General features: G+C 35.7%; 19 protein-coding genes and 1 other annotated feature. Of the genes, 16 read left to right on the forward strand and 3 right to left on the reverse strand.

Annotation, left to right across the window (positions count from 1 at the left end; all coding sequences use genetic code 11):
- Positions 1–338: 338 nt before the first annotated feature.
- The 10 genes from ACZLO7_RS02230 to ACZLO7_RS02275 all read left to right on the forward strand — a co-directional run bounded on the left by ACZLO7_RS02230 (position 339) and on the right by ACZLO7_RS02275 (position 10,258).
- Positions 339–1,439 (forward strand): glycosyl hydrolase family 8, encoded by a 1,101-nt coding sequence (locus ACZLO7_RS02230; protein WP_464940820.1) that lies wholly within the window; start codon positions 339–341, stop codon positions 1,437–1,439.
- Positions 1,414–2,271 carry a diguanylate cyclase domain-containing protein gene (locus tag ACZLO7_RS02235; protein ID WP_464940821.1) on the forward strand — a complete coding sequence of 286 codons (858 nt, stop codon included), beginning with the start codon at positions 1,414–1,416 and terminating at the stop codon, positions 2,269–2,271. The genes ACZLO7_RS02230 and ACZLO7_RS02235 overlap by 26 nt, the downstream gene beginning before the upstream one ends.
- Positions 2,261–3,979 (forward strand): DUF2334 domain-containing protein, encoded by a 1,719-nt coding sequence (locus ACZLO7_RS02240; RefSeq protein ID WP_464940822.1) that lies wholly within the window; start codon positions 2,261–2,263, stop codon positions 3,977–3,979. The genes ACZLO7_RS02235 and ACZLO7_RS02240 overlap by 11 nt, the downstream gene beginning before the upstream one ends.
- Entirely contained in the window at positions 3,972–5,243 is a 1,272-nt protein-coding gene (locus tag ACZLO7_RS02245) for a glycosyltransferase family 2 protein (protein WP_464940823.1), read from the forward strand. The genes ACZLO7_RS02240 and ACZLO7_RS02245 overlap by 8 nt, the downstream gene beginning before the upstream one ends.
- Positions 5,240–7,363: a cellulose biosynthesis cyclic di-GMP-binding regulatory protein BcsB gene (locus tag ACZLO7_RS02250; RefSeq protein ID WP_464940824.1), complete on the forward strand. Its 2,124-nt coding sequence runs from the start codon at positions 5,240–5,242 to the stop codon at positions 7,361–7,363. Before ACZLO7_RS02245 ends, ACZLO7_RS02250 begins: the two co-directional genes overlap by 4 nt.
- A 125-nt stretch (positions 7,364–7,488) precedes the next feature.
- On the forward strand, positions 7,489–7,626 hold the full coding sequence (locus ACZLO7_RS02255) for a hypothetical protein (protein ID WP_464940825.1): 138 nt from the start codon (positions 7,489–7,491) through the stop codon (positions 7,624–7,626).
- A 374-nt stretch (positions 7,627–8,000) separates the two neighbouring features.
- Positions 8,001–8,714, forward strand: coding sequence for an AAA family ATPase (locus ACZLO7_RS02260; protein WP_464940826.1), 714 nt, complete (start codon positions 8,001–8,003; stop codon positions 8,712–8,714).
- Positions 8,715–8,728: 14 nt separating this feature from the next.
- The gene (locus ACZLO7_RS02265) at positions 8,729–9,163 is read left to right on the forward strand and encodes a GNAT family N-acetyltransferase (protein ID WP_464940827.1); all 435 of its coding nucleotides are present in this window, start codon (positions 8,729–8,731) and stop codon (positions 9,161–9,163) included.
- Between the two features lie 96 nt (positions 9,164–9,259).
- Complete coding sequence (locus ACZLO7_RS02270; protein WP_464940828.1) at positions 9,260–9,820, forward strand: YdcF family protein; 561 nt, start codon at positions 9,260–9,262, stop codon at positions 9,818–9,820.
- A 24-nt stretch (positions 9,821–9,844) separates the two neighbouring features.
- Positions 9,845–10,258 (forward strand): NUDIX hydrolase, encoded by a 414-nt coding sequence (locus ACZLO7_RS02275; protein ID WP_464940838.1) that lies wholly within the window; start codon positions 9,845–9,847, stop codon positions 10,256–10,258.
- A gap of 37 nt (positions 10,259–10,295) precedes the next feature.
- Here ACZLO7_RS02275 and ACZLO7_RS02280 read toward each other — a convergent pair whose 3' ends face one another.
- Positions 10,296–11,333, reverse strand: a complete 1,038-nt coding sequence (locus ACZLO7_RS02280) for a YecA family protein (RefSeq protein WP_464940829.1) — start codon at positions 11,331–11,333, stop codon at positions 10,296–10,298.
- 210 nt (positions 11,334–11,543) lie between these two features.
- Between ACZLO7_RS02280 and ACZLO7_RS02285 the strand changes: the two genes are divergently transcribed.
- Positions 11,544–13,241: a M3 family oligoendopeptidase gene (locus ACZLO7_RS02285; protein WP_464940830.1), complete on the forward strand. Its 1,698-nt coding sequence runs from the start codon at positions 11,544–11,546 to the stop codon at positions 13,239–13,241.
- 154 nt (positions 13,242–13,395) lie between these two features.
- On the opposite strand, the gene ACZLO7_RS02290 is transcribed toward ACZLO7_RS02285, so the two are convergent.
- Positions 13,396–15,249 carry an LTA synthase family protein gene (locus tag ACZLO7_RS02290; RefSeq protein ID WP_464940831.1) on the reverse strand — a complete coding sequence of 618 codons (1,854 nt, stop codon included), beginning with the start codon at positions 15,247–15,249 and terminating at the stop codon, positions 13,396–13,398.
- Positions 15,250–15,457: 208 nt separating this feature from the next.
- Here ACZLO7_RS02290 and ACZLO7_RS02295 point away from each other — a divergent pair, with 208 nt between their 5' ends.
- Positions 15,458–16,537, forward strand: coding sequence for an AI-2E family transporter (locus tag ACZLO7_RS02295; RefSeq protein WP_464940832.1), 1,080 nt, complete (start codon positions 15,458–15,460; stop codon positions 16,535–16,537).
- 9 nt (positions 16,538–16,546) lie between these two features.
- The gene (locus tag ACZLO7_RS02300; protein WP_464940833.1) at positions 16,547–17,167 is read left to right on the forward strand and encodes an NUDIX hydrolase; all 621 of its coding nucleotides are present in this window, start codon (positions 16,547–16,549) and stop codon (positions 17,165–17,167) included.
- A 387-nt stretch (positions 17,168–17,554) separates the two neighbouring features.
- Here ACZLO7_RS02300 and proS read toward each other — a convergent pair whose 3' ends face one another.
- Positions 17,555–18,985 (reverse strand): proline--tRNA ligase, encoded by a 1,431-nt coding sequence (gene proS / locus ACZLO7_RS02305; RefSeq protein WP_464940834.1) that lies wholly within the window; start codon positions 18,983–18,985, stop codon positions 17,555–17,557.
- A 40-nt stretch (positions 18,986–19,025) separates the two neighbouring features.
- Positions 19,026–19,225: a binding site (T-box leader), on the reverse strand.
- A gap of 81 nt (positions 19,226–19,306) precedes the next feature.
- On the opposite strand from proS, the gene ACZLO7_RS02310 reads away from it, so the two are divergent.
- From ACZLO7_RS02310 to ACZLO7_RS02320, 3 genes are all read left to right on the forward strand, one after another.
- Entirely contained in the window at positions 19,307–19,846 is a 540-nt protein-coding gene (locus ACZLO7_RS02310) for a histidine phosphatase family protein (protein ID WP_464940835.1), read from the forward strand.
- 46 nt (positions 19,847–19,892) lie between these two features.
- On the forward strand, positions 19,893–20,360 hold the full coding sequence (locus tag ACZLO7_RS02315; RefSeq protein WP_464940836.1) for a hypothetical protein: 468 nt from the start codon (positions 19,893–19,895) through the stop codon (positions 20,358–20,360).
- A gap of 658 nt (positions 20,361–21,018) precedes the next feature.
- Complete coding sequence (locus tag ACZLO7_RS02320; protein ID WP_464940837.1) at positions 21,019–21,624, forward strand: alpha/beta hydrolase; 606 nt, start codon at positions 21,019–21,021, stop codon at positions 21,622–21,624.
- The last annotated feature ends 22 nt before the right edge of the window (positions 21,625–21,646 follow it).

The raw sequence follows: 21,646 nt of genomic DNA on the forward strand, positions 1-21,646 counted from the left end.
TATCAGAGGAAATTACTTCTAGTATAATAAAATATACCTAATTTTACATTGTGGAAATAAAATATAAAACAGTAAAATGGTATTGAGAAGTATGGGAAATTGTAAAAATGTGATAATAACAAGGTCTGAAATACTGTTTTTATACTAATTTTGTTTTTAATTATTGAAAAGTGTGATCTCTATTTAGATATATCTTTTTCAATTAATTAATATAACTCATAAGTATTAGGGGAACTCACCAGATGTTTAATAAAGCCATTAAAGGGGGATTGATACACGTGGTAATCGGTTTACCTAATTTTGGCTAACCAGTAGACCTGATAGGAAGGGTATTATATATGAGAATCCTTACAATGCTATTGCTATTTTTTCCACTTTTTTTAACCTCGTGTTCTTCATTTGAACAATCTGATAAGCAAATAACGATGCTCCAAGCGGAGTTGGCTAAAGTTGAAACAGAAGAATTTATCCGAAAGTATCTTATCCAAGAGAATGGCCGCATACAAACCAATTTGACAGATCGAACTAATAATTATTTATCTGAATCAGTAGGATTATGGATGCAATATTTGGTAGAAAGAGATAGCTTTAATCAGTTTCACAATCAAGTTGAAGTACTCCGCCATTGTTTTTTAACTAAAGATAATTTAATTGCTTGGGAGCTAAATGGAGAAGAGAAAGCCACTGTAAATGCTGCTATTGATGATTTACGCATTGTAGATGCTTTGTTTAATGCAGGTGAGAGATGGAAAAAACCAGCGTATACAAAAATGGCTCAACAAATAGGGGAAAGTTTTGTTAGTATCCAAATGAAAAATAAGCTAATGGTTGATTATGTAGATTTAAAAAGTAAGAAGCAAAGTAACGAAGTGACAATTAGTTATATCATTCCGTCTGGTTTTGATCATTTACAAAGTGCGGGATTAATATCCTCTGATGTATATGAAGCAAACCGTAATTTACTATTAAAGGCTCCGCTCTCTAAGAATGGATTTTACCCAAAGTATTACGATGTGGAAAAAGCTACTTATTACTATGATGAAGAAATCAACTTAATTGACCAGCTATATGTCGGGTATCATTTGTCTCAATGGAAAGGCAACACGGACAAGCTGCTGAAATGCTTGAAAATTGCTTTTGATACAAATGGAGGAAAACTATTTGGTCGTTATGATGCAGAGACACTTAAACCAACAGTAAATTATGAAGCTGCTTCCGTTTATGCATTGGGCATCTTATTTTCATTAGAACGTGGTGATAAAAAGTTTGCGCAGCAACTTTATAATAGAATGCAGATTTTACAACAAAGTAATAAAAAACAGGAATATTACGGTGGGTACATTGATGTATACACGCAAGAAACACATGCATTTGATAACTTATTGCCTTTAATTGCAGAAAGGAAGGGACTGAATGGGGCAGTTTTTAAACATAAATAAGCAATCGTTGTTCTTAATTACGATTCTTATTTTGTTATTGCAAATTCCTTCTTATTTCATGTTGAATTATGAACGAGAAGGAATTCTTTTATATATTTTTCTAATCATATTAATTATTGTAAGCTTATTTTTTGGAACAGTAACGGGTTTGGTTTTTAGTTTAATTTTTATTTTTATTATTGGTAGTGTTTTGCTTTATTTTAATTTTACTAATAGTGCAATTGCAATTAGCTTTACAATGCCGGTACAGCTGTTTTTGGTATATGGGCTAATGCTGATTGTTTTGGTGTTAATTGCAGGGCGTCTGCAAGAAATAATTATTGCCCAGGAAAAGATTAATCAGCGTTTACAAGAAGAAGTGCGCAATTTTGTCGCAGTCGATGTTGAAACAGGTTTTGATAACAACTATCGAATGGGAATGGCGATAAAAGAAGAAATGATGCGTGTTGACCGTTACGGTAAATCTTTTACTTTAATTCTATTACAGATTGACCACTTAAAAGATTTTAATAGACTTTATGGTGATAAAGAAACGAAGCATTTACTTCAAGGATTAGCTCAAACGATGGATAAGGCAATGCGTTTGACAGATAAAAAGTTTAGGTATGATACAGATCGTTTTGCTATTCTATTGACGGAAACAGGTGGTAATTCAATTGACTTAGTAATTGATAAACTGGCTAGCAAAATTAAAACGCATCAGTTATTAAATCACAAATATGTAACTTTGACATTCCGTACGGGTTATTTTGTATATGAGCCGAAACTAGATACTTCATATGAGGAGATTGTTAATAGAGTTGAAAGTGAGATGGTCTCTTATGAATTATAAACAATTATTTTTAGTGTTATCCATTTTAATTGTTTTATGTATTCAAAGCATACCTGTATTCGCTAAAGCCTCAACAGAACAGAAGAAACCTACTATAGTAATGGCTTATCAATCAGCAAATGGCATTGCCAATTCTGATACCATTCTGCTTGAAGCCATTTTTGCGGGAATAACTGACCAAATTCAGTTAATGAGTGTTCAACAAGTAACGTCAGAGATCATAAAAGATACAGATGTTGTGGTATTTGTTGGAGAGGATAAGGGCAAGTTACCAACAGAATTTTTAAGGTCAGTAAAACAATTTAATGGTCATTTAATTGTTTTCGGGAAAAATGCTGAGCAACTACCTCGGTTTGAGAAATGGGGATTTATGGGTGTCCAATCATTACGTACTTTGGATGGAGAGCCTCTTTCTAAGCTAACGAATATAGAATATGTAAAGCCACCAAAGGGCAGTGATGTACTAGTTGAAGGTACTAATTTAGATGCCAAATATCCTGTTATTGTGAAAGATAGAAATACGTCTTTCATTGCAAAATCAAACTTTATGTCCAATGACAATTATATTTTATCACGAGAATTATTTAACCTACTTGATTTGCCAGCCCCCTTAAATCATATGGCATATATCCGTTTAGAAGATATTTCTCCTATTTCGGACCCGAAGCTTGTGAAAGAAACTGGGGAATATTTAGCAGAAAAGGGGATTCCTTTTTATATGGCTATTATACCTGTCTATGTTAATAGTAAGACTGGAGAACAAGTTCAATTGGAGGATAAAAAAGAACTCGTTAAAGTATTGCGCTATTTACAAAAAAAAGGTGGAATGGTTATCGCACATGGCTATACACATACGTATCGTCATACAGAAACAGGAGAAGGTTTCGAATTTTGGGATTCTATAAATAACCAAAAAATTTCATCTATTAATGCTGAAGAAGAACCAAAAAAATTAAGAAAAAGAGCTGATTTTACAACGGAAAAAGCATTTCAACAATATATTGAATCTATTGATGAGATAGAGAAGCAATATATTGAAGAGAGGGTGAAGAGCTCCATTGAAAAATTAACTGAGTTGCAATTGTACCCGATATCCTTTGAAGCGCCACATTATGCTATGAGCTCCGAAGGATATCAATTCATTGCAAAACAATTTACATCCATATTTGGGCAAATTCAATTATCAGATGATACATGGAAAAGGATGGGCTCTCCGTTGATGATCGGCCAGCCTTCTTTGTTAAAAGATATGACTTTATATCCTGAGACAATTGGTTTTATTGATCCTAGTTTGCCGAACCCATTAAAAACTATAGGAGAAAATATAAAAAAAGTGCAACAAGTTCCTGGTTCGGTTATTGGAGGATTTTATCATCCGTATCTTGGGATGGAATACTTACCGGAAATGGTGAGCTTAATGGAAGCAGTACCTAATATAGAATGGCTCGATTTACGAAAAACGAACCAAACTGTTCGGTCTGATAAAATTATGATTCAGCAAAAGGAAAATGGAGAGCTAAAAGTAGTCTCTCACATTAAATGGACAGACAAGGTGAAGCAAAGAATGGAAGAGAATCCATTTGAAATGGTGTTATGGATTTTAGCAATTATCGTCGCATTATTTGTAATAGCATTCTTTATCTATGTTGTTAGCTTGCGTACAAAGCTGCGAAAACGATTGTTTGAGGAGCGAAATTTTAATGGCTAATATATTATTTTACATTGCGCTATTCTTAATATGGATTATGCTTTTGTACCATATGTTTTTAATGCAAGGCGGTTATCTTCATTTTAGGACATATGAGCGTGTTATTCCTAAATGGGAAAAGAAAATGGTTGATCTGCCGACGGTAAGTGTCTTTATACCGGCACATAACGAAGAGGTTGTAATTGGGCAAACTTTGCAAGCAATGTCGCGGTTACACTATCCAAAAGAGAAACTCGAAGTAATAGTTATAAATGATAATTCTTCTGATAGAACAGGTGAAATTGCTAGGCAATATACAGAAAGGTACCCCTTTATTCGGGTCATTGAAACAGAGCCTCCAAATAAGGGGAAGGGCAAATCTTCAGCATTAAATGAAGCATTAAGAAAATCATCTAGTGATGTAATTGTTGTTTATGATGCTGATAATACACCGGAGAAAATGTCGGTGTGGTATCTAGTAATGGGCTTAGTAAATGATCCAAAAGGAGCCGCAGTTGTCGGTAAATTTCGAGTTATCAATGCAGCTAAAACATGGCTTACTCGTTTTATAAATATTGAAACGATTTGTTTTCAATGGATGGCGCAAGGTGGTCGATTTAAATGGTTCAAAGTGGCAACTATTCCGGGGACTAACTTTGCTATTCGAAGAAGTATTGTAGAAGAACTTGGTGGCTGGGATGTTAAAGCATTAGCTGAGGATACTGAGTTAACCATTCGCGTTTACAATAAGGGTTACCATATTCGATTTTTCCCTAAGGCTATAACATGGGAGCAAGAACCTGAAACACTAAATGTTTGGTGGAAGCAAAGAACTCGCTGGGCAAGAGGAAATCAATATGTTGTTCTTAAGTTCTTGGGACAATTTTTTAAGTTAAAACGTAAACGTATTATTTTTGATTTATTTTATTTTTTCTTTACGTACTTCCTATTCTTCTTCGGTGTTATTTTATCAAATACTCTTTTTATCATTAATCTCTTCTATGATTTAAATCTCTCAATTGGTAATGTAGCTCTTGCTCTATGGGTTCTAGCATTCCTGCTATTCTTAGCTGAGGTAATGATAACGCTGAGTATAGAAAAAGCTGAGATGAACCGAACAAATTTCTTTTATGTAATATTAATGTACTTTACGTATTCACAAATGTGGATCGTACTAGTTGTCTATTCATTATATCTAGAAATGAAAAGGGTGTTATTTAAACAAGAAGTAAAATGGTATAAAACAGAGCGCTTTGAACAAAAAGATAAAGGGGAAAAAAAATGAAGCGATATCAGTTATTAATAGCGGGTTTATTATGCATCATCCTAGTGGCAATTACTCCTGTAAAGAGTGAGGCTAGTGCTACGATTTCAGTGGACGGATTAAAGGTGAATAATGTTAAAGACACGAACCCACGTCAACCGATTACCAATGCTCCCATTACGCTAAATGGCCCAGCAGGAGAGGTCACTTTCTACTATGAATTAGTAGGAGATGCAAAAGGGAAAGAAAGTAAAATTGTACTGAATACCGAAAATTCAGAATTATTGATTGCGCCATCGTCACTATCAGTTAGTGTGGATAATAAAATGGTCAAATCAATCGCGATTCATGGGGACAAACCTGTACGTGAAATGATTATTCCTCTTAAAGATGACACTTTAAAAGAAGGTATTCACGCTGTCACTGTTAAATATTATGGTGTATTAAAAGAAGGTATATGCGTTAAGCAAGGAACTTCAGCTAATTGGCTTACACTTAACATTAATTCATATTATCAGTTAAGTGGTCTAGTGAAGAAATCCGATGTTACGTTAGGGGAGTATCCCGCTAATTTTGTTGGAACTGAGGGACAACCTGTCTATATTGTTATGCCGGATAAGGCTTCAACAAGCACGTTGAATAGCGCACTTCAGCTGACTAGTTTTTTGGCAAATCAGTCAGTTCGAAAAAACGTCGTACAAATTACTCGAGAATCTAAAATAAAAGAATTAAATCAGAATGTAGTATTTATCGGTGTACCCTCTGAATTCTCAAATTCAACTATTAAAAAACTATGGCAAGATGCTAATGTGAAGCAAACCGCAGATGCACTTAACTTATCCATTCGTACATTAAAACAAGGACAGCAACAAAATTCAGCAATGTTTGTAACAGCAAACACTGCGACTGATTTAGAAGAAAGAATCGCAGTTTTAACTAATCCACAATTTTCAAAACAACTGAGTGGCTATGATTTGTCAGTAAAGGAATTACCAAAGCAGCTGCAACCGATACAGAGTGGAAGTGCTACCTTAGAACAATTTGGTGCAGAGAATATTACGCTTGATAGTCAAAGTAGTAATAGCGCGCATTATTATTACCACGTGTCAGCTAATGTTCCATTAAATAAAGCATTTACACTAAATTTGAAATTAAAGAAATCAGAAAGTATCACATCATTAAAAGAGCAAACGGAAATAGATAATGATACGAATATCGAGTTAATCGTAAATGTAAATAATACACCTCATTCAGTAAATCTACGGACATTAGGGGAAAGTAAGGATGGTACTTACACCGTGACAGTACCAATTGATGCTAAAGTTATAAAGGATAATCGTTTGCTTGATTTGCAATTCCAAACTACCGGCTTAAGTGTTAACGACGCTTGTAAAGAAACAGATGAGAAGCGTTGGGTTTACATTGAGAAGGAGAGCTCTTTTGTATTTCCAATGCAAAATGCCAATGAGTCAAAGATGACAACATTTGCTGCGTTTCCTTATCCTTTTGTAAGTGATGAGGGGATGCCGATTGTTGTTTTACCTCAAAAAACAGATGTTGCAGATGAGCAATTAGAAAAGTTATATAGTGCAATTTTACAAGGTGCTCAACATCCTACTATACAATTAAAAGCGGCGAATCAAGTAACGGTTAAAGATGTTGAGAAAGCGAATGTTATATTTATCGGAGGCCCCCTAGAACAACCTTTACTACAAAAAAAGGTAAATGATTTAATAGTTACTTATAAGGGAGATAGGGCTGTATTATCTGATGAAGGTTTTGTTTCAGAAACAGCTGAACAATTTAGCTGGATTCAAAAAAATCCTTGGAGTCAAGGTAACAATTCAATTCTTGTCATTGATCATCAAGGGTCAACTCCAGGTTTTATGGAGAATAAATTTCTTGATGAAATGATAAACACAGATAAATTAGCAACGGTAGTCGTACAATCTAGTAATAAGCAGTTTTTTACTAATGCTGAATACGTGAAAGCAAATAATCAACTAAAAGCTCAAGGTGAACATGAGACAAGTAATAACTCAGTTTCAAAATGGTGGATTGTTGGATTTGCAGGATTACTTCTGTTGACTGGACTTTTGATTTTTAGGATAAAAAGAAGAAAACAAAAGAAGTTAAGATAGTTGGAAAGAAGACTAGTCTACATTTAATGGGCTAGTCTTTTTTGAGAATGAATTACTTTTGAACTCATTGAGCTGAAAGTTTATAAGGACGTGAATATTCTGCTAAATAACAATCGGGTGAGATAGTGCAACAAACGATGGAGATAGTGCAACAATCAGTCGAGATAACACAACAATCGATGGAGTTAGCGCAACAATCCTCCGAGATAGTGCAACAATCAAATTCCGCACGCGACCTAACGTCTCAAAAGTCATTCGATTAGGAATAAGAAAGTACCGCTAAATTAGAAAAAAATTGGTACAATGCAATTATGAATAATCAACAAAATTCTTAGTTGATAATGCCATAGCCCATATACGCGAATCAGATTCGATGGAACAATCGGTCTCGAATCATTTAAGAGAAGTACAATTAATCTCAGAACGAATTGGAGAAAAAATAGGAGTCCCCCCATATTATATGAGTGCGTAGATTGAAATCTTTTGGCAATGCCTGCAACGATAGGTAGCTCCATGTCGCACTCTACAAAGCAGATTATAATTAATATTCATAGATAGTATTTAAATACCCTTGGAGCATTCATAGTTCTTAGGGTATCTTTAATATAATTATGATATTCAGAAGGAGGAAAATGACATGTTTCTAAAGAAAGTAACTTTACTAAGAGAAGGCTTTGAAAATTCACATGAGTACCCTTTCAATATTCCTTCTTTGCAATCACTTGAAACATTAGAATTTACGCAAAATGTAACTTTTTTAGTCGGTGAAAATGGTTCTGGAAAATCGACATTATTAGAGGGTATCGCCGATAAATGCGAGTTTAATACAGCAGGTGGAAGCCGCAACAATTTATATGAGGTTCATGCTGCAGAATCTGTTTTAGGTAATCATTTACGGTTGTCATGGTCACCAAAAGTGATGAATGGTTTTTTTCTCCGAGCAGAGACGTTTTATGAGTTTGCATCATATATCGATTCGGATCCCGATCATTTAAAGGCATATGGTGGGAAATCATTACATCAACAATCACATGGAGAGGCGTTTTTATCACTTTTCAAAAATCGTTTCGGTAAAAAAGCTATTTATTTATTAGATGAGCCCGAAGCAGCATTATCGCCTGCTAGACAATTATCTTTAATGCGTATTATGAAAGATCTAGAGCAAGAAGCACAGTTCATTATTGCAACACATTCACCTATTTTACTTGGTTATCCAGGAGCGGCTATTTATGATTTTGATAGTCAACCTATTCAAGAAGTACGTTATGAGGAAACATTGCATTATATTTTAACAAAGCGTTTTTTAGATAATAGGGAAGCTATCTTACAGGAACTTTTTGCGGATGATTAGAAGGAGAGAGAAAAATGAATTATACATATTTCAAGGGAGTTTCTAATGAAGAGATAGTCAAAGGTATACAAGAGCTTCATAAGTATGTGTTTGAAGGCGCGGAGCTTGAGGTGAGTGAGTTGAAGGAGAAACCTCAATTGCTGTGCTGTGTCGCTATGGATAACACTAGGCTAGCTGGCTTCAAATTAGGGTATGCGATAGAAGAAGGAAAATTTTATAGTTGGCTTGGTGGAGTTCATTCCGATTACCGTGGCCAAGGAATCGCTTCTCGTTTAATGGAGCTACAACATAAAATAGTGCAGGAGAGCGGATATAAAAGAATTCGCACAATTGGGAGAAATCACCGTCGAGCGATGCTTATACTTAATATTAAGTATGGTTTTAATGTAATCGAAACATTTAAAAGTAAAAAGGGTACACATAAAATAATATTAGAAAAAGATTTATAATTCTTTTGTCTGTGAATCTTTTCCATCATCTTTCTCGTTTATAAATAAAAAGTGGAAGAGGTTGGTATGTTGAAACGTTTAATGAGGAGGCTTCTCATGATTGGAGGAGGCATTGTTGTCGTTGCTGGTGTAACGTTTTGGGTTGTGACAACTAGATGGCTTTCAGAAGGAGCAGAGCCGATAGCGGATGGCTCGAATGAGTATGCACTGGTGCTAGGTGCAAAAGTGAAGAAGGGGGGCGTACCTTCAAAATCGCTTTCCTATCGTTTAGATGCTGCGCTTCAATATGCAAAGCAATATCCTCAAGTCAAATTGATTGTTTCAGGTGGGCAAGGGCCGGATGAAGATGCTACTGAAGGGTCTGTTATGAAAGCATATCTAGAAGAGCGTGGTTTAAGTTCTGACCGTATTTTAATAGAGGAAAAAGCAACAACTACCTATGAGAATATTGTTTATTCTTTAGAGTTATTGAATAAGGATATTAGTTCTCTAACAATCATTTCAAGTGATTATCATTTAGAAAGAGCCAAGATGCTTGCTAATCGACTGAATCTTAAAGTGGATGTCGTTGCAGCAAAAACGCCAAAAATTATTGAGGCAAAGGTACGCTTCCGTGAACGTTTTGCATTAGTAAAATCGTATATACTAGGGAAGTAGTTAATAGGAGGCTGTTAAGTGAGTATTTATAAATGGCAAGGTGCGGCAGGAGTTTGTCTAAATGACAGCGGAGAAGTACTAATGGTACTTCAAGCCGCACCAGGTGAAGAGAAGAAGTGGACAGTACCTAGTGGTGGTGTCGAAGGTAATGAAACGTTTGAGGAGTGCTGTCGTCGAGAATTTTTTGAGGAGACAGGTTATGAAGTAAAAGTGATAAGAGAACTTTATACGAAGTCAAACGAACTTAAAGCGCTAGGTATTGAGATTGACGTACATTATTTTCATGTGGAAATTATAGGTGGAGAGCAAGTTATTGCAGATCCCGACAATTTAATATATGAAATTGCATGGAAAAAGGGAGAAGAGCTTTCGGCGTTAACGATGTCGTATTCTGACGATGTACCGTTATTACAGGAGTTCATTCGAGCGTTAAAATAAATATAAAAAGGCGGTCCATAAATGGATCGCCTTTTTATTATTGTGCTAAAAATTCGCTAATTTGGTCGCGATATTTTGATACAGATGAAGCGGATACTTCGTAGTATGCTGCAACATCTTTGACTTTAACTAAACCGCCTTCAGGAATGATAGCAGCAGCTTGTCCAGCAAGTACTGCACCTGCAGCGACAGTATTCGCTTTTTTAGCTTTTACTGTGTTTTGTTCTAGATATTGTTGTAGTAAGGCAGTAAATGCATCTGCAGATAGATTGTGTTCAGTTACGTATTGCTGTACTAGTTCAAGAATTTCAGTTTGGAAAGGTGATAGTTTACTTTCTGTTACTGTTTTCTCTTCTTCTACAGTTTTAGTTACAGGTACTTCTTCTACTACAGTAGATGCCACTTCTGATTGCATCGCAGGGGCAACAGCTTCTAGGAACGTTTTGTACAATTCAAATGAATCAGTGATGTTACTTTCAAGCTTATTACGTAAAGCTTGTGTAATGTTAACTTTGTCATTTGGAATGAAAATAACGCTACTTGTTGCAGTTAAGCCATTTTCACCTTTACGTTTATCCGGCATGAAAATACCGAATAACCAGTTACCGCTGAATTTCTTAGATGGTGAGCCGGTCATCAAGTAACGTTTTTTAGATACTTCATCTATTAGAGTAATTAATTCGCCATTTTGCGATTCAACTTTTGCAAGTAAGAAGGCTGGAGTTAACCAAGCTGATAAAATATCTTTTACTTGAGGACGAATAGGTTGTGCTAATTGTTTATTTAAATAGTTTCTCCACAAATTCGGGCGATCAATATAAATATATGTTTCCATAGCAATTGTATCTATTAAGCTGTCTGCAAATGCATGATTTAATGCGTTTTGCCATTGATTATTGCGTTTTTCTAATGCATGATAGTCAGCTGTATTAAAGGATTCTTTTACAAAACCTTCTACGATGCGATCGATATCTTCACTTACAAGTGTCGAAATATCGCCTACTGCACTTTTACCACAACATTTTTTGTATTTTTTACCACTGCCACATGGACAAGGATCGTTACGACCTATCAATGTAAAGCACCTCACTTTATAATTAGGCATGAAAATAGGTTAGCACAAAATGAGCTAAAACATAAGTCTTTTAGACGGAGTATTTTAAATAAGTAATTAAATACCATTTTTTTAACTAATTACGACAATAATAGTTGCAATATTTCTGAAAATATTGAACAATAAACTTAACGTTTCGACTATCGAAAGATAAAGGAGAGAAGGATACATATGACAACTTTTAAAGACTATGAATATAACCAACCTGATTTAGCTGCTACTAAAAGTAAGTTTCACAAACTATTAGAGGAATTTAAAGCTGCTCAAACAGTAGAAGAACAGAGTTCAGTTATCGGTGCTATTAATAATTTACGTAATAGTTTCACTACGCAATCTACTTTAGTAGAAATTCGTGCTTCTATCGATACGAACAATGAATTTTATCAAAAAGAACGAGATTACTTTGATGAAATTAGTCCAGAGATGGATGAACTAATCACTGAGTACTATAAAGCACTAACAACTTCAGCATTTAAACAAGAATTGCAAGAAAAATGGGGAGAACAGCTATTTGATCTAGCTGAATTCCAAATTAAATCGTTCTCACCAGAGCTCATTTCATTAATGCAGAAAGAGAACAAACTAACTTCGGAGTATTCTAAATTAGTAGCTTCAGCTCAAATTGACTTTAACGGTGAAGTATTAACGCTTGCACAATTAGGTCCTTATGGAGAATCGACAAACGCTGACACTCGTAAAAAAGCAAAAGAAGCAAGCTTTGGTTTCTTTAAAGAAAATGAAACGAAATTTGACGATATTTATGATCAGCTCGTAAAAGTCCGTCATGAAATGGCTGTGAAATTAGGATATAAAAACTTTGTAGAACTAGGTTATATTCAAATGAATCGTATTGACTATAACGCTGACATGGTGAAAAAGTTCCGTGATCAAGTTCGAGATTATATTGTTCCTGTAGCGAATAAGTTATATGAACGCCAAGCCAAACGCATAGGTGTAGATAAATTAAAATACCAAGATGAAGGTTTGAACTTCTTAACAGGTAACGCGACACCTAAGGGAACACCGGAATGGATTGTGGATAACGGTAAAAAAATGTATGAAGAGTTATCCTCGGAAACTTCAGAATTCTTCAACTTTATGATTGATAATGATTTGATGGATTTAGTAGCTAAGAAAGGGAAAGAAGGGGGCGGTTACTGTACATTTATCGATGATTACGAATCACCGTTCATTTTCTCTAACTTTAATGGCACTTCTGGTGATATTGATGTGTTAACACATGAAGCAGGCCATGCTTTCCAAGTATATACAAGCCGTAATATTGGTATCCCGGAATACATTTGGCCTACATTTGAATCTTGTGAAATCCATTCTATGAGTATGGAATTCTTCACATGGCCATGGATGGAGCTATTCTTCAAAGAAGATACAGAGAAATACAAATTCGCTCATCTAAGCGGTGCATTATTATTCTTACCATATGGTGTAGCAGTAGATGAGTTCCAACATATTGTTTATGAGAACCCTGAAATGACACCAGCAGAACGAAAGGCAGCATGGAAGAAAATAGAGGGAATTTACTTGCCTCATCGTGACTATGATGGTATTGAGTATGTAGAGCAAGGTGGTTTCTGGCAGCGTCAAGCTCATATCTATGCTAGCCCGTTCTACTATATTGATTACACGCTAGCGCAAATTTGTGCATTCCAATTTTGGAAACGTTCAAGAGAAAATCATGAGGAAGCATGGGCAGATTATATCCACCTTTGCCAATTAGGCGGTTCACAATCTTTCACTAAACTTGTAGCGGAAGCGAATCTAGTATCACCATTTGAAGAAGGTTGTGTTGAATCTGTTATTGATTCGATTGAAGAATACCTAAATACAGTTGAGGATGACAAATTGTAAATGATATTCGGTAAACCTTCCACTTACGTTTTATAAGTATATAATCTTACTTTATTAGAAATGAATAAGAGTGTTGAAGTGAAAAGTTAAAGGAAAGAGTTATATATGCATAAGGAAAGCCTTATTGAATTTGATATTCAATAAGGCTTTTTTCTTATTGTCCGATTTGCTCTCGACGTAGTTGATCGGAATATTGCAGAATTGATAACGTATTATTAATGTTTTTCTGTGAACGATTCGTGAGTTTTGCCTTTTCCATTGTTTCCCGTATCAACAATGACGCGGGGTGTTGGGCGCTCGGTGCGATATACATCGTGTGATCACTTATATAAGAGCCCCCTGGCAAGTAATACCGCATACCGAGTAGATTATGTTCATATTGGAATAAGTTGTGTCCTATGAGCTGTGAAGTAGGTTCAATGCCTAGTAAATTCAATAGTGTAGGCATTAAATCTGTTTGTCCACCAAGATGTGTAATCTGCTCACTGTCAAAAATACCAGGCGCCGTAAATAGAACAGGTACTATGAATCTATCGTTGAAATTGTAAGGGTGACCAAGCAAATCTTCCAATAGTACTTGGTCTTTTTCTGTAACAGGTTTTCCATGTAAACCAGAATGATCGCCGTAAATGAGAATAACAGAATTATCATATAGTCCTAAACGCTTTAGATTAGCAACAAACTGTCCAATTTGCCTATCTGTATAACGAACTGATTGTAAATAGTTCCCGACATAAGTGTCATTAAAGTTTGTTGGTAATTCTAGATATTTATACTCTTCCGGCATCTTAAATGGTGTATGGCTAGTTAGAGTAATAATATTTGCATAAATTTTCCTGTATTGATGCAACAAGCTTTGAATTTGAGATTCAGCAAAATGGAATGTTACTTCATCTGCAGGGCCAAATCCGATAATTTGCTGTTCTGGAATATCCTCAGAGGTATAAATATGTTCAAAACCAAGTGCGGGATATAGCTTATTACGATTCCAATACGATATATCATCTGCATGAAATGTCGCTGTACCATAACCTTTAGAACTTAGCATTTGTGGCAAGGATGCAACTTCAGTATCTTTTAACAAGTTAACAGTAGGATCCATTCCTTCAGGATAAAGTCCTGTATGCATAACCCATTCTGCATCTGAAGTGTTACCTGCACCGATTTGTTGGTAAACATTATTGAAATATGCACTATCTTTTAATAATTTATTAAGATTAGGTGTGATTTCTTGTCCATTAATATTACGATTAATAACAAAGTTTTGTAATGATTCTACTTGAATTACAAAGACGTTGCGGTTTCTGGCAACTCCAAATGTATTGTGTTTGTTAAATGGTACATAATCATTGCCTTTTAGTTTTTCAAGATCGGCATCGCTTAGCTTTTCTTTAGTAGCGAGTGCGATACCAAAGCTCCGTGCATAGAGTTGAACAACCTGCGATTGCAAGTAACCGTTTTCTTTGGCGAAATAAGATACGTCAATAAGTGGTTGTCTAAATGCAAGTGCTGTCGTTATGACACAAATACATGTGAGGGTAAGTAGCCCTTTTCTAGCTCCATTATAGTGTAGTGACTGTTTGTCTTTTGTAAAATAGCGAATCAAAGGAAGTACTAGAATAATGTCCAAGAAAAATAGATAGTCATAAGGGGTTCCAAGTAAGGCAACGGTTCCTCCGACTGAATGAGATTGGTAAATTTGCTTGACATCATAATATGAAGGTAATGTTGAAAAATACCGAGTGTAGTACAGTATGACGATAAATAATGTAGATAAAATAGCGTTAAAAATCCATATAGCAAGCCATGTGCGCTTTTTAAATAACACGACGACAAGTGTCAGTGCCAAAGCCCACATTGGATACTCTATTAACACAATTTGTGTTATAGAGCGGTTGTGGAAAATCACCGTACGAAATGCGATTATTTTCACAAGTAATACGATGAGAATGAGAGTATATGGATGTAGTAAATATTTCCTGGCTACATGAGCCCAATTGTTTTTCATTACACCATCACCTTTATGTAAAGTTCTACTAATTAACGTAACAACACCCAACTGGAAAATCAACCAATGTCTCTGAAATTACTTAATTTTTTTAGGATTATTGTATTATTATATTTTTTATTGTAATTGTTAGATTTCATTTCCAGTATAAGATATCGTATACTTAATGATAAAATGGGCCTTTTAGGCGATAAGGAAGTGAATTTTTGTGACGAAAAAATTATGGTTTCAAGCAGGCGTGGGTTTATTACTCGCTTTATTAATAGTTAAGTATTTTTTAGAAATTCAACATTTGTTTTATCCAGTGATTATTATTGCGAGCGCAATTTTCACACCGCTTTTACTTGGCGGAATTTTATATTACATAACAGAACCTATTCAGCGTTTTTTAGAAAAGCGTAAACTTCCGCGTTGGGCGAGTATTTTAACTATTATCCTCGCTTTAATAGCAGCTATTGGTGGTTTTGCCTTAATGATTGCCCCCTCTGTGTCAGAGCAAACGAATAATTTAGTAAAGAGTGCACCAAATCTTGCGCATGAAATTATGAACATGGCAAACTATATTCAAGATAATAGTAGAAGCTTACCTCCACAAGTAAATGAAGCGATTGATAGGGTTGCAAACTCTATACAAAAGTATGCAATGTTGACAAGCGTATTTTTAGTGCAATTAATACAAACAATTGTTTCGTGGACATTTATCTTAATATTAGTGCCATTCTTCTTTATCTTCATGTTGAAGGATCACGAAAAATTTGCACCATCAATTTATAAAATGTTTTCTGGGAATCGTCGTGAATGGATTAAGAAAACATTGGGAGATATAGATGATGTACTTCGTTCGTATATTCAAGGACAGTTGCTAATCAGTTTGTTATTAGCAACTATGATGTATATCGGCTATTTAATTATTGGATTAGATTACGCGTTGTTATTAGTCGTTTTTGCATTTTTTATGAATGTTATTCCATTCATTGGGCCATGGATTGCTTTTGTACCAGCGCTAATAATTGGCTTTTTACAAGATCCAAAGCTAGCCATTTGGGTGTGCGTAGTCACATTAGTCGCACAACAAATTGATAGTAATTTAATTACTCCAAATGTTATGGGGAAATCACTAGATATACATCCACTCACTGTAATTACAATTATTTTAGCCGCAGGTAACATAGCTGGATTCCTAGGCATTTTATTAGGTGTACCAGCTTATGCTGTTGGGAAAGTTATTGTGAAAAATATTTATGAACATAGAAAAGCGATCCGTTCAGCCGCCACGAAAAATGTTTAGGTGATCGCAATGGATAGTGAACTATTAAGGATATTTAATAGAAACCATGAACATATCGGTGAGGCAACTAGAGCGGAGGTTCATGCAAAAGGTTTATGGCATGAGACTTTCCATTGCTGGCTTGTTAGTAAGATAGAAGGACAGTTTTATCTTTATTTTCAACTCAGAAGTGCTTGTAAGAAAGATTATGCAAGTCAGTTTGATATTACAGCGGCTGGGCATTTACTAGCGAGTGAGCGAGCTGAGGATGGTATTCGTGAATTACAGGAAGAGCTTGGTCTCCCACTTACGGTTAATGATATGAAAAAGCTCGGAGTATTTGAAACAAGTATCCAACAGCCACCGATGATTGATATGGAATTTGCACATGTGTACTATGCGTTTAGTGATACAGACTTTGATGGATTCCAATTGCAAGAGGAAGAAGTTGCTGGCATCGTTCGAGCAGAGCTTAGAACAGTGCATGATTTTTACTCGGGTAGGAGTAGTACCTTATATGTCGAAGGTTTTGAAGTAAATGAAGAGGGAGAGAAAGTACCTCTTGTGAAAAATGCTACACACGCTGATTTTGTTGAGCATAATGCATCTTATATGGATCATGTATTGGCTAAATTAAGTGAGGCTCTATAAGAAAAGCACGTTGCGTTTGCAACGTGCTTTTTTGTTCTTTTTTAAGTTAAGCGGTTATTGCATGGGTGACTAGGGCCAACAGGATGTTGGTCATGCAACCGTTGCGACAGGACGTCGCGAACTTAGGTTGTATACCTTAACCAGCATATCCAGCTTCAGCGGCCAGCCCCTCGAGGTCACTTCAGTCTCTCGGTCAAAAGCTGAAGTGATGCTTTTGATTCGAGCCTTCCAGTGCTTGTCGGGGCTGAACGGGCCGCTTCAGCATTTAGAATTATCCAGCTTCAGGCGCTAGCTGCTTGGGTCGTTTCAGTCGGGCGCTCAAAGTCTAAGAGCGACTTTGGCTTCCGCCTTCCAACGACCTCGCAGCTATACGAGCGCCTTCAGCATTTAGTATGCCTTTGCCCATACGACCATTTTTTCTGCTGGTTTGTCGCAACAGATACATGTTTCTGAGATCTGTTGTTGTTCGAATGGTATACAACGTGAAGTTGCACTTGTTTCTTCTTTTATTTTATCTTCACAAGCTTGATTACCACACCACATAGCTTTGATGAATCCTTGTTTTTCTTCAAGTTGAATTTTGAATGCATCAAATGTCTGAACGGTAAATGTATTTTCTTTACGATGATTTAGAGCTTTATTGTATAAATCATTTTGAATTTCTTCTAGTAATGATGGTAATTTTGATTCTAGTTCATCAAGTGGCACGATAATTTTTTCTCCGGAGTCACGACGAGCTAAAACCACTTGATTATTTTCAATGTCTTTTGGCCCTACTTCTAGACGTAACGGTATACCTTTCATTTCGTACTCATTGAATTTCCAACCAGGTTTTTTATCACTGGCATCAATTCCAATTCGCGCCACTTTACCAAGACGTTCTTTTAAATCATAAGCAAAGTCTAGTACGCCTTCTTTATGTTGAGCAATTGGTACAATCATTACTTGTGTTGGCGCAATACGTGGAGGAACAACTAGACCACGATTATCGCCATGAACCATAATAAGTGCACCAATAATACGTGTCGTGAAACCCCAAGATGTCTGATGAACAAATTGTTGTTTTCCTTCTTTATCAAGATATTTAATATCAAATGCACGTGCAAAACCATCTCCAAAATTATGAGATGTTCCAGATTGTAGTGCTTTCCCGTCATGCATTAGTGTTTCGATTGTGTAAGTTGATTCAGCACCTGCAAATTTTTCTTTCTCTGTTTTTTGACCTTTTAATACAGGAATTGCTAAGTACTCTTCACAAATTTGAGCGTACACATTTAACATACGTAATGTTTCTTCTTGGGCTTCTTCTTGAGTAGCGTGAGCAGTGTGGCCCTCTTGCCATAAAAATTCAAGTGTACGTAAGAATGGGCGTGTCGTTTTTTCCCAACGTACGACATTAGCCCACTGATTATAAAGCTTTGGTAAGTCGCGATAAGAATGAATTATATTAGCGTAGTGTTCGCAAAATAGCGTCTCTGAAGTTGGACGTACAACTAAGCGCTCTTGTAATTTTTCATTTCCACCATGCGTAACCCATGCCACTTCGGGTGCGAATCCCTCAACGTGATCCTTCTCTTTTTGTAAAAGGGATTCAGGTATGAAAAGAGGCATATAGACATTTTCATGACCTGTTTCTTTTAGTTTTGCATCTAGCTCATTTTTGATATTGTCCCATAATGCATAGCCATATGGACGGATAATCATAGAACCACGAACGCTTGAATAATCGATTAAATCAGCTTTTGTCACAACGTCTGTATACCATTGTGCAAAATCTTCATCCATTGCTGTTACATCTTTTACAAATTGTTTTGCCATAATAAACACCTCTTCCTAAAAATAAAAAGCTCCGCCTTAAATAAGGGACCCATTACGGCGGTACCACCCTTATTTAAAGCGAAGCTCTACTCTCAAACATGTTAACGACTGTCGCCGCATCATTTTTCAATGATGAACTCAAAGGTAGGTTCAAGAAGCTGTAAATAAGGATCTTCCAGCAATCAATCCTCTCTCTTTAAAAACAGACCATTCTCTACTAATCCTTGTCTTTGTTTCAATTATTGTTGTTTGTGATTATAATATTGTCCGAATAGTATGTCAATGATTTATAATAATATTCAAAAGAGTGGGGGATTGTTAATGAAGAAAATTTATATTATTCGCCATTGTAAGGCTATGGGTCAAGAAGTAGAGGCGACGTTAACGGTTGAGGGTATTGAACAGGCTAAAAAGTTAGCAGAGAGATTACAGCAATACGATATAAAAAGAATTATTTCTAGTTCATTTACAAGAGCAATCCAAACAATAGAACCATTTTCCAAGAAAGTGCAAATAGAAATTGAACAGGATGAAAGATTAACTGAACGCATATTAAGTACACAAAATTTTGATGATTGGATTGAAAAGTTGGAACAAACCTTTCTTGATGAAAACTTGAAATACATAGGTGGAGAGTCAAGCAAAGAAGCAGTCACACGAATTGAACAATTGATTGAAGAACTATTCGAGTCATCTATTGAGGATTCCGCAATTATTTCACATGGCAATATTTTATCCTTACTCATCACAAAATACAATCCGGATTTTGGCTTCACAGGTTGGAAAGCTATGAGAAACCCCGATGTATTTTTATTAACTAAAGATGGACAAGATGTTGCTATAAAGCGAATTGATGAATAAAAAATGCTATACTAAAAGATGAATGCAAACGAAAAAGGAGTTAATTATGTTAACATTTGAACAAAAACAAGCGATCATCGAAAGTTTCCCTCAATTAACACGTAAAGAAATTTCGATGAAACGATTAAATTATCACTTTGATGGTAGCCAATATGAGAAAAAAATTGTAGTAGAAAAATTACATCCAAATGGTAATGGTTTTGTTTACGTAGGAGATTTACTACGCTATAAAGCAGATGACCGCGGTCTAGTAAATATTCGTGATTTCTCTGAGCAAGAGCTGCGTGAAATTATTGAAGATTCCCTTACGTATCTTTCTGAAGTTGATGAAGTAGTTCCTGAAGTAAGAATTGAACAAAGTTGGCGTAACCGTAATGACGACCAACTTCTATTAGTAGAAGAAGATCCTTTCTGGAATGTTTATCATGGCTTCAATTTAGAGGAAAGCTTCGGAACACAAGAAGATGCGGAAAACTATTTATATTCTGAAGGCTTTAAGCCGTCTAAAAAATGAGTTAACATAGCGTTTATTTGCGGTAACTGAACGATCACCAATGGACTTGATCCGTCTGAGCACATGATTGCACAATATATTCATGATGGTAATTGTTATATCGCGAGTATGTTGGGTGAGTATGTTGGGGTGGTCGTTTTGTTGCCTCATAAAAGAGAAACTATTGAAATAATGAACGTTGCTGCAGCAGAAAAGTGACAAGGATAAATCTTCGGTAAGTCGTTTGTCCAGTACGCTATTAGTGAATCGATAGCTAGTGGTCATCGTCAATTTTAATTGCAATTAGTAACCATAGCATCGGTCAACTGGCGCTGTATCAAAAATGTGGATACCGCTTGATCCAAATGAACATGATTATTTTACAAAGAATTATAAAGAATAAATTTTTGAAAATGGCATACAATGTCGAGATCGGATAGTTCTCGCAAAGGAATGCTAAAGGAAGTAGGGAAATTTATGTCTGGCAAAAAAACAGTTATTGCATTAATAAGTGTCGTGATAATTGTAGCTATATTGATTGTCCTTTCAATTCAATTTTTTTATAAGAATCATCCAACACAAGGTTCCAAAGCATATTCATTGACTCCTAGTACTGTTCAATCTATAATTATCTCGAATTCAAGATATTCATTATAGAACATAGATAGGGGGATTCTCCATGCAACATGTTTTTATTAAAGGTACTGATGATAGTAAGCCCACGTTGTTATTACTGCACGGTACTGGTGGTAATGAGCATGATTTAATTGCTTTAGCGAAAGAGATTGATCCAACTGCTTCACTTTTGGGTGTACGAGGAAATGTTGTAGAGAATGGAATGCCGCGTTTTTTTAGACGTTTAGCAGAAGGTGTTTTTGATATGGCCGATTTAGAGGTTCGAACAGAGGAATTGGCTGAGTTTATCGATAATGCAGCAACACAATATAGCTTTAATCGCGATAATGTAGTAGCAATCGGCTATTCAAATGGTGCAAACATTGCAGGTAGTTTGTTATTTCATAATGGGTCAATTGTGAAAGGTGCTATTTTGCATCATCCAATGGTTCCAAGAAGAGACATTAAAGTACCGGCATTGTCACAGCTTCCCGTTTGGATTGGTGCTGGAAAAAATGATTATATGTGCCCTCCTCAAGAATCAAAAGATTTAGAAGGGTTATTAACATCAGCTGGTGCAGAAGTAGAAGTATATTGGAGTGATTACGGTCATCAATTAACACACGATGAATTAAATGCAGCAAAAACTTGGTATGCTAATCACTTTTAAAGCAACCTGATTATTAACAGGT

It is taken from the genome of Viridibacillus sp. d25.2, assembly GCF_055456015.2.